Source organism: Pseudohaemophilus parahaemolyticus, assembly GCF_938021905.1.
Lineage (GTDB): Bacteria > Pseudomonadota > Gammaproteobacteria > Enterobacterales > Pasteurellaceae > Haemophilus_A > Haemophilus_A parahaemolyticus_B.
Map to the genome: position 1 here is coordinate 1 of NZ_CALIFA010000016.1, position 9,765 is coordinate 9,765.

Annotated in this window: 11 protein-coding genes; 2 read left to right on the top strand and 9 right to left on the bottom strand. The window is 40.0% G+C overall.

Translation table 11 applies throughout. The features are described 5' to 3' along the window. Positions 1–117: 117 nt before the first annotated feature. The 8 genes from queA to QMF79_RS01010 all read right to left on the bottom strand — a co-directional run bounded on the left by queA (position 118) and on the right by QMF79_RS01010 (position 7,762). Positions 118–1,203 (bottom strand): tRNA preQ1(34) S-adenosylmethionine ribosyltransferase-isomerase QueA, encoded by a 1,086-nt coding sequence (gene queA / locus QMF79_RS00975; protein ID WP_281772405.1) that lies wholly within the window; start codon positions 1,201–1,203, stop codon positions 118–120. A 141-nt stretch (positions 1,204–1,344) separates the two neighbouring features. Then, positions 1,345–2,397 (bottom strand): AI-2E family transporter, encoded by a 1,053-nt coding sequence (locus tag QMF79_RS00980; RefSeq protein ID WP_281772406.1) that lies wholly within the window; start codon positions 2,395–2,397, stop codon positions 1,345–1,347. A 3-nt stretch (positions 2,398–2,400) separates the two neighbouring features. Next, positions 2,401–3,156 carry a class I SAM-dependent methyltransferase gene (locus QMF79_RS00985; protein ID WP_281772407.1) on the bottom strand — a complete coding sequence of 252 codons (756 nt, stop codon included), beginning with the start codon at positions 3,154–3,156 and terminating at the stop codon, positions 2,401–2,403. 164 nt (positions 3,157–3,320) lie between these two features. Further along, entirely contained in the window at positions 3,321–3,812 is a 492-nt protein-coding gene (ilvN, locus tag QMF79_RS00990; RefSeq protein WP_040215906.1) for an acetolactate synthase small subunit, read from the bottom strand. Then, a complete protein-coding gene (locus tag QMF79_RS00995) occupies positions 3,805–5,526 on the bottom strand; it encodes an acetolactate synthase 3 large subunit (protein ID WP_281772408.1) in 1,722 nt (573 codons plus the stop codon). The genes ilvN and QMF79_RS00995 overlap by 8 nt, the downstream gene beginning before the upstream one ends. 266 nt (positions 5,527–5,792) lie before the next feature. After that, positions 5,793–6,230, bottom strand: a complete 438-nt coding sequence (locus tag QMF79_RS01000) for a hypothetical protein (protein WP_281772409.1) — start codon at positions 6,228–6,230, stop codon at positions 5,793–5,795. Between the two features lie 194 nt (positions 6,231–6,424). Continuing rightward, positions 6,425–7,171, bottom strand: coding sequence for a carbonate dehydratase (gene can, locus QMF79_RS01005; RefSeq protein ID WP_281772410.1), 747 nt, complete (start codon positions 7,169–7,171; stop codon positions 6,425–6,427). A gap of 15 nt (positions 7,172–7,186) precedes the next feature. Next, positions 7,187–7,762, bottom strand: a complete 576-nt coding sequence (locus tag QMF79_RS01010) for a DUF1439 domain-containing protein (RefSeq protein ID WP_281772411.1) — start codon at positions 7,760–7,762, stop codon at positions 7,187–7,189. Between the two features lie 102 nt (positions 7,763–7,864). Between QMF79_RS01010 and QMF79_RS01015 the strand changes: the two genes are divergently transcribed. Then, entirely contained in the window at positions 7,865–7,999 is a 135-nt protein-coding gene (locus QMF79_RS01015) for a hypothetical protein (RefSeq protein ID WP_005705263.1), read from the top strand. Between the two features lie 78 nt (positions 8,000–8,077). Beyond that, entirely contained in the window at positions 8,078–9,226 is a 1,149-nt protein-coding gene (tgt, locus tag QMF79_RS01020; protein ID WP_281772412.1) for a tRNA guanosine(34) transglycosylase Tgt, read from the top strand. 52 nt (positions 9,227–9,278) lie between these two features. On the opposite strand, the gene QMF79_RS01025 is transcribed toward tgt, so the two are convergent. Beyond that, a partial coding sequence (locus QMF79_RS01025) for a YqaA family protein (protein ID WP_281772413.1) occupies positions 9,279–9,765 on the bottom strand: 487 nt, incomplete at its 5' end.

Genomic DNA, 9,765 nt, shown 5'->3' on the forward strand with positions numbered 1-9,765 from the left:
TTTAAAAACTAGTTTTTAAAATAAAGTTCTATATTTTGTTAGATTTTTAAATTACAACCGCCAAAAAACAAATCTACATACATAGGACTTTTTTGTCTACAATGCCTTTATTTTTATCTATGGCACATCTTTCAATGCATTCGGATTTTTCTCAATAAACATTGCATCGCCATAGCTAAAGAAACGATATTTCTCTGTTACTGCGTGAGCATAGGCGTTCATTGTAGTGCGATAGCCAGCAAATGCCGAAACTAACATAATGAGCGTAGATTCTGGCAAGTGGAAGTTTGTTACTAACGCATCAACCACTTTAAAGGTTTTGCCTGGATAGATAAAAATCGAAGTGTCTGAAAAGAATGGTTCGATTAAATGTTCAGGACTTTTGACCGCTTGTGCTGCACTTTCAATGGAGCGGACAGAAGTTGTGCCCACGGCAATCACTCGCTTGCCATTCGCTTTCGTTTGCAAAATTTGCTCTACCACTTCTTGTGAAACTTCGGCATATTCAGCGTGCATTTTGTGATCTAAAATATTTTCTACTCGTACAGGTTGGAATGTCCCCGCTCCAACGTGAAGCGTGACAAAAGCGGTATTTACGCCTTTCTCTTTTAATTTCGCTAATAAATTTTGGTCGAAATGTAAGCCCGCAGTTGGTGCAGCTACTGCCCCTAATACTTTACTGTAAACTGTTTGATAACGCTCTTGGTCAGCATCTTCATCGGGACGGTCGATATATGGCGGTAAAGGCATATGCCCTGCTTGTTGTAGCAGGTCAAAAAGCGGTGCTTCGCCTTCAAATTGCAATTCAAAGAGAGCACCGTGACGAGCCGTCATCGTTGCGGTTAGGCCATTGCCTTCTCCTAATTTATCTTCACCAAACACTAATACTGTGCCTTCTTTTGGGGCTTTTGATGCTCGCACGTGAGCCAAACAGCGATGTTCATCTAATACGCGCTCAACTAAAGCCTCAACCTTGCCACCACTTAATTTTCGACCGTAAAGACGAGCAGGGATTACACGGGTATTGTTAAAAACAAGCAAATCGCCTTCGTTTAAATGTTCGAGCAAATCGGTGAAGTGTTGATCAGCAAATTCGCCCGTATTGCCGTTTAAATAGAGTAGGCGACTGGCGGTACGCTCTTTGGTTGGATAGCGAGCGATGAGCTCATCGGGTAAATCAAAATGGAAATCGGAAACTAACATATTGTCCTTCTTTGGTAAAAAATAAGGGAAATTAGACCGCTTAATAATTGATTTGTAGGGAGGGGGTACCCCCCGTCCTTGCTCAAATAAAATAAGACAGGGATAAACCCTGTCCCTACGTCATAAATATCGGTCTAAAAATTAACTTTGTTCGCTAGAAGAAAACGCATTAAATACGGCTTTGACTAAGGTTGCCAATGGAATGGCGAAAAATACGCCCCAGAAGCCCCATAATCCGCCAAAAATAAGGACGGCAATAATGATGGTTAAGGGGTGCAAATTCACTGCCTCAGAGAATAAAAACGGTACGACTAAATTCCCGTCTAATAATTGGCTAATCACAAATGCCAAAATTAAGTAGTAGAATTCAGGCGATAAACCGAACTGCATCAGGGCAATCAAGGCAATTGGAATGGTTGCAAGTACCGCACCAATGTAAGGCACTAGAACAGAAAGCCCAACGATGACTGAAAGCAAGAGCGGGTAGCGTAAATCGAAGAAGATCAAAATGATATAAGTAATTACGCCAACAATCGCGATTTCTAAACATTTTCCACGAATATAATTTGCGATTTGATCTTGCATTTCCACCCATACGCGGGTCGCCAAGCGACGGTTTCTTGGCAATAAATTAGCAAGCGAATTTAAAAAGAGGGATTTATCTTTCAACAAGAAAAATACCATCAACGGCACAAGAAACGCATAAATACCTAAGCCGACCAAGTTAATCAGCGAGTTCACTGAAATGGATAGCAGCGATTCTCCATAGCCTAAAATTTTCGCCCTTACCGAACTGACGACGCTATCCAACATCGAATAATCAATCAGCTCAGGGTAGTGCTCTGGCAAGGTTTGCACCCATTCGCTCAAGAGGTTGAGCATATTGGGTAAATCGCGAATAAAATTGACTGCTTGATTCCATAAACTTGGCAGCATAACCACCAATAAGAATGAAACAAGCGAGAGCGCCGAGCCAAGTACAATAACGACACTCAATGTTCTTGGCATAAAGCGTTCAAGCAAGCGGATTGGCACTTCTAGCAAATAAGCCAGAACAATCGCAATCAGCAATGGCATAATTAGGTTGCTGAAAAAATAAATGATCCCAAAGCCAATCAGCAAAATCCCTGCAAGGGCGGCAATTTGAGGATCATTAAATTTTTGGCGATACCACGTTTGGATTTGTTCTAACATAGACTATTTTTGGCTGCACACAGCAATGAAACCCATTTTTTTCTCTGGGTCATTAAAAGTTTTGAACATTTTAGTAAAAGTCTCGCGATTCTCTGGCTTGAGTGCATTACTAATGATTTTCATCGCACCAAGCACGCCTTCATCGGTAATCAACCCTTTTGGTGAAAGCAGGGACATTTCACCCGAGTAAGTATCTACATTACGGAAACCACAACGGTGGAAAAGCTCTTTCCAGCCCTCTTTTTTCAGTGGCGTAACGGTAATGTGAATTGCATCACGCAGATCAGCGATTACGCCTTCTGCATCATCAGTATTTAGCATCACGTCGTGGGTGAGTAATAAACCATTCGGTTTAAGCACACGGAGATATTCGCGAATTGCTTTTTCTTTTGCTTCAATTGGCAACATAGTCAGCATTGCTTCGTTGATTACAATATCAAAGCTGTTATCTTCAAAGGGAAGTTTGGTGGCATTCGCACGTTGTACTTGCACCAATTCTTCCACATTATTTTCTTTGATGTTTGCACGTGCTTTTTCTAAGGCTTCTTCGTCTAAGTCAATGCCCGTAATATGGCAACCATACTCTTTGGCAAGCTGAATCGCGGTTGTGCCCATATTACACGCCACTTCGAGCACTTTTTTCTCTTTGTTGAAATCGCCATTTGCGATAAGCCAATCGGTTGCGACTTTACCGCCTGGACGTAAACGGGTTTTGCCTAAACGAGCAAGGAAATTGTGTCCAACTTCTTCTTTTTTCATAAATACCTCGAGCTTTGCCAATGTGTAAAATTTGATAGAAAAACGACCGCTTAAAACGATGTAATTCAGTCGGGATTATACAAAAAAATTTAGGGTTCTTATAGGGTAAAGATGGGGAAAGTGTGAAAAATAACCCCACATTTGGAGATGTGGGGTTTAGAGACTTACAAACAATTATTCTCACCGCGAGAGAGACTAATAATCCCTGAACGCACGATTTCGATAATGGTTGTTTCTGCTTTTACCGCTTCAATAAAGGCGTTGAGTTTTTCGCTCGTGCCTGTTAATTGGATGGTGTAAAGTTTTGGCGCGATGTCTACGATTTGACCGCGGAAAATATCAGTCATTCGTTTTAATTCATCGCGGGCAGAGCCTGTCGCACGTACTTTTAATAGCAACACTTCACGTTCTACGTGTTCGCACGCACTGAGGTTAATCACTTTAAACACATCGATAAGTTTGTGCAGTTGTTTTTCAATCTGCTCTAGAATTTTCTCGTCACCGTTTGCTACGATAGTCATACGTGAAAGGCTTTCATCATCGGTTGGGGCAACAGTTAAACTTTCGATATTAAATCCACGTTGTGAGAAAAGGGCAACCACGCGAGATAAAGCACCCGATTCATTTTCAAGTAAGACTGATAATGTTCTACGCATCTGTACGCTCCGTTTTGCTTAAAATCATTTCATTCATTGCACCGCCACGAATTTGCATCGGGTAAACGTGCTCGGTTTCATCTACACGCACATCGACAAAGACCAATTTATCTTTAATCGCAAAGGCTTGTGTGAGTTTTTCTTCCAATTCGCTAGTGTGGTCAATCGTAATGCCGACGTGTCCATAAGCTTCCGCCAATTTTGCGAAATCTGGCAAGGAATTCATATACACTTGCGAGTGGCGACCTTGGTAGATAATATCTTGCCACTGTTTTACCATTCCCAAGAAACGGTTGTTAAGGCTTACGATAACTACTGGCGTGCCATACTGTTTCGCAGTAGAAAGCTCTTGGATATTCATTTGGATTGAACCATCGCCTGTAACACAAACTACCGTTGCTTCAGGATGTGCAAATTTCACCCCAATTGCCGCAGGTAAGCCAAAGCCCATGGTGCCCGCACCACCTGAGTTGATCCAACGACGTGGTTTATCAAAGCCGTAATGAAGTGCTGCAAACATTTGGTGTTGCCCTACATCAGATGCCACATACGCCTCCCCATTGGTTAATTTATGAATTAAACGAATTACTTGTTGTGGTTTGATGACCTCTGAACTCTCTTTAAATTTCAAGCAATCTTTTGCTTTCCATTCGTCGATTTTTTTCCACCAAGCGGTCAAATCTGCCTGATTTTTTACCAAGTTCTCATCTTCAAGCAAGCTTAAGAATTCATCCAGCACATTTTTAGCAGAGCCAACGATTGGAATGTAAGCTTGAACGGTTTTTGAGATAGAAGCTGGATCAATGTCTACGTGAATAACTTTTGCATTCGGGCAATATTTTGTTAAGTTTGCGGTAGTGCGGTCATCAAAACGTACGCCGATACCTAAAATCAAATCGCTTTCGTGCATTGCATTATTGGCTTCATAAGTACCGTGCATCCCAAGCATACCAAGGAATTGGCGGTCTGAGCTAGGATAAGCCCCTAACCCCATTAACGAACTGGTTACAGGTAAGTTTAATTTCTTCGCAAAATCAACAAGCTCGTTGCTACATTCTGCTGAAATCACCCCTCCTCCTACGTAAAGTACAGGTTTTTTTGCCACCATCAAGGTTTTTAATGCACGTTTGATTTGTCCTTTATGTCCTTGAATAGTTGGGTTGTAAGAACGCAATGCCATTTCTTTCGGATATTCATAAGCGAATTTATTGGCAGGATTCACCATATCTTTTGGAATATCGATCACCACAGGACCAGGGCGACCTGTTGAAGCAATATAGAATGCTTTTTTGATCGTTTCAGGAATTTCTTGTGGATCTTTAATCATAAAGCTGTGTTTTACCACAGGGCGAGAAATGCCGATCATATCGCACTCTTGGAACGCATCCGAACCGATTAACGAAGAAGGTACTTGACCTGTAATAATCACAAGCGGCACAGAATCGGTATAAGCGGTTAAAATCCCTGTAATTGCATTGGTTGCACCAGGACCTGAAGTCACCAACACGCAACCCACTTTGCCCGTTGAGCGAGCATACCCATCTGCCATATGCACCGCACCTTGTTCGTGACGAACTAACACGTGGTTAAGGCTTGATTGATGAATTGCATCATAAATATCTAACACTGAGCCTCCTGGATAGCCGAAAACGTATTCTACGCCTTCATCTAACAAGGATTGCACCACCATTTCTGCACCAGAAAGTTTTTTCATTAAATCCTCCAACTTCTTATAACGTTGTGAAAGTTATTCACGACTCAAATATACAATGAAATTGGCAACATTGTGCAAGAGTTTCTAGCATTTGTCTAGCGGTAGAATTTTACTTAAATTTAGCAGAAAATTTTTTAAACTTGATTAATTTAGATATAAATAAGAAAAATGTTGTGCATTCCTATAGAATCAGCACAACATTCTTTATTTTATAAAATTAACAGCGTTAAATTTTTATCTAAAATAATCGCTCATCAACAGAAACATTATCTGTTCGCTTTTGCGGTAGCCTTAGTGTTAATATCACAGTTTTTAACAATGATTGTATCGTTTTGTTTACCTTTTTGGATTAAGTTTACTGGAATCACAGTATCAAAATTATCTAAAGTTAATCCACTATCTACATTCCAAACATAATCGTCAGCAACAAATTGAGTAAAATCTGCCGTTTCTTTATTACGCATAAAGTTTTTCGAGATAATTTTATTCCCCACACTTAACATCGCAGCACTAGGTTCTTGATCTTCAAATTGATATACCGCAGTGACAGTTTTTTTGTTACAGGTATACACAACGGTTTTATCCATAATAGCAGGAAGAGTTGCCATAGTGTCTGACGCTTTTTCCATTTTAGGCATTTCTTTTGCATAAGCAGAAACAGCAAGAGTCATCGCTAATGCAGGTAAGATTTTTATCAATTTCATGTTTAGTCCTCTGATTGTTGACCCTATTATTAGGGTACTTACTTAGATATTTGCAATGAAAAAAAGTTCCTATAAAAAAGCAGCCTGATGTAGGCTGCTTTTTTACGATATTGCAAAGGGCAATTAACATTATTTCAATATAAGAAAAAGGATTGGTATCCCCCTGATCTGCACCCTATATTAATAACTTTTATTTATTCTGACACAGTTTGCTCTGCAAGTGCTTCCCGCAGTTTTTGAATTTCTTGCTCTACTTCTTTTTCATGCGTAGTTTTCTCAGAGAGTTCATTGGCTTCGGAGATCAATTTTGCGATGGCATTACGATAAGTGATTTCCAACGTTTCACGACTGGTCGCCATTACGCCTTGGTCGATTAAAAAGCCATCGTTCACATCATATACCCAGCCATGAATAGAGAGTGCTTTACCTTTATCCCAAGCGGTTCGAATAATAGAACTACAACCTAAATTATAAACCTGTTCAGCAACATTTAAGCGGGTCAACATATTAGCTCGATGTTCAGGCGATAACTTGCCAAGCATATGCCCATGCTTAAACCAAAGATCGCGAATGTGAAGCAACCAGTTGCTGATTAAGCCTAAATCCTGCACCGTACCCATTGCAGCTTTAATGCCTCCGCAGTTAGTATGTCCGCAAATAATGATGTGCTTGATGTTTAAGACATCAACGGCATATTGCACGACAGAAAGACAGTTAAGATCAGTATGAATCACCATATTTGCCACATTACGATGGACAAATAACTCACCAGGCCCAAGCCCTGTTAATTTTTCAGCTGGCACACGACTATCTGAACAGCCAATCCAGAGATAAGTTGGATTTTGGTGTTCGGCAAGTTCTTTAAAATAGTCTGATTGCTCATCTTTCATCTGCGTTGCCCATGCGTGATTGTTGGCAAACAACTGTTCAATGGTTTTCATTATGTCTCCTTTTGATTAGAAAAGGCTGGTTTCTAAACGCAACATGCCTTTTTCTACAATAATTGCCTTGCCAAATTTCTTCACGAGAGCTTCTTTGGTTTTGTTTTCATCTAGCGTATAAACAGGGCTATTGTTTAATACATTGGTTAATCCATCAGCAAGCATCGGCAAGAAGAATTGCACGGTTTCTTGGTATTTTTGAGGCTCAACCTCCCAGCTTAATAAGCGAACATCTTTCAAATATACCGCCCCTTTTTCAGGATCAAAGTAAGGCATGGTATCTAAATTAAGCTTGATTTTCGCTTCGTGTTTTTTGCCGCGAGAGGTTAATACCCCCTCTACAATACCTTGAATTTCGACTTTTTTCTCGCTGGTTTGACCAATTTTGGTAGCAAGATCGTGCAATTGATAATCTAGCTGCATTAAACCTGGAATGCCTACACTATCTTCAAGTGGCACTTTTTCGGCTAATCTGGTGTGCAAATAGTCGTTGATCTCTTTTTCTGAAATGCTGAGTAAATTGGCTGAAGCAAAGCTTACAATCCCAATCACGACAACAAAAAACGCAACGATTTTCGAAATAAATTTCATACTTTTTCCTTTATATTGGCTGTTCAATTCAAAAACAGGTAGAATACGTTTTTTTAGACGTGCAGGAATATAGCAAGTTCTGCTCAATTAAGGAAATTTTAAATGAAAAAATTTGCAATAAGCTTGCTTTTAATTTGTTTATTAGCAGGCTGTAGCTTTTCTGGCGGTGCAAATGTCGGCGGTGGTTCAAACGGCGTAGGCTTTGGATTAGGGCTTGGCACCGGCATTCGTTTTTAAATTTGCATTTAGCAAAAGTGTGGCGGTTTTCAACCGCTTGAGTAAAAATAATAGACTGTTTCTCTATTAAGGATTTTTATGCAGTATGAATTAAAAAAGACCAACGGTAATGCTCGTCGTGGTCGCTTAACCTTCTCTCGCCCAAAGGGTGAATTCCACGTTGAAACCCCTGCGTTCATGCCTGTAGGGACTTATGGCACAGTAAAAGGGATGACTCCTGAAGAAGTCGCAGCAACAGGTGCACAGATTTTGTTGGGTAACACTTTCCACTTATGGTTACGTCCTGGGCAAGAGATTATGAAAATGCACGGTGATCTACACGATTTCATGCAGTGGCACGGTCCAATTTTAACGGATTCGGGTGGTTTCCAAGTGTTCAGCTTGGGCAAATTACGCAAGATTAAAGAAGAAGGCGTTACCTTCCAAAACCCAATTAACGGGGAAAAAATTTTCCTTTCGCCTGAAAAATCAATGGAAATTCAGTACGATTTAGGTTCTGATATTGTGATGATTTTTGATGAATGTACACCATATCCAGCTACTTTTGATTATGCAAAAAAATCAATGGAAATGTCACTTCGTTGGGCAAAACGTAGTCGTGATCGCTTCGATGAATTAGAAAACCCGCGTGCATTATTTGGTATCGTGCAAGGCGGCACTTATGAAGAGTTACGCAAAATTTCTGCAGAAGGCTTGGTCAATATCGGCTTTGATGGTTATGCAGTAGGCGGTTTAGCGGTGGGCGAACCGAAAGAAGAGATGCACCGCATTTTAGAATTTACTACGCCATTATTGCCAGCAGATAAACCTCGCTACTTAATGGGCGTTGGCAAACCTGAAGATTTGGTAGAAGGCGTTCGCCGTGGGATCGATATGTTTGACTGCGTAATGCCAACCCGCAACGCACGCAACGGGCATTTATTTGTGAGTGATGGTGTGGTAAAAATCCGTAATGCAAAATATAAAAGCGATACCAGTCCACTTGATCCAGAATGCGATTGTTACACCTGTAAAAACTATACAAAAGCTTACCTTTATCACTTAGATAAATGCGGCGAAATTTTGGGCGCACGTTTAAACACTATTCACAATTTGCGTTACTATCAACGTTTAATGGCACAAATTCGCCAAGCGATTGATGAAGATCGTTTTGATAATTTTGTAGTGGAATTTTATGCCAAAATCGGTAAAGAAGTGCCACCAATGCAGAAAGAACAAGCAGAATAGTGTATAACTAAAATAAAGAAAGGCTGAAATTGTTAAGGTTTCAGTCTTTTTGCTACAAAACATATTTTACAAGCGGGTAAATTGTGATTAAAAGTAGCAAATATCGAATGAGTTTACCCATAAAAATATAAAAGGCACTTTTTACTAAAGGAAGTCTGAGCCAACCTGCTAATCCACAAAGTAGATCTCCTAGCAGAGGTAACCAACTCAGCAGAAGCATTATTGTTCCATAACGATTTAATTTATGTATTACCCACTCAGCATATTTATGATTTAAAGATTTTGGCTCGGGAATAAGTCTCCCAAAGTACAACGTGAGTAAGCTACCTAATGTGTTACCTATTGTTGCAACACAAACAAGCCAAATAAGTGGAGAGGTAATCAAAGAGTGTTCAACTAAAATGGTTTGTGTAGCAATGGTGCTAAAAACAATTTCAGAATTACCTGGTAGCAGAGAAGCACTCACAAGAGCACTTACAAACATAATAATGAGCTGATTTTCATTGGAAAAAAATAAATTAAAAAAATAAGTAAGGTAA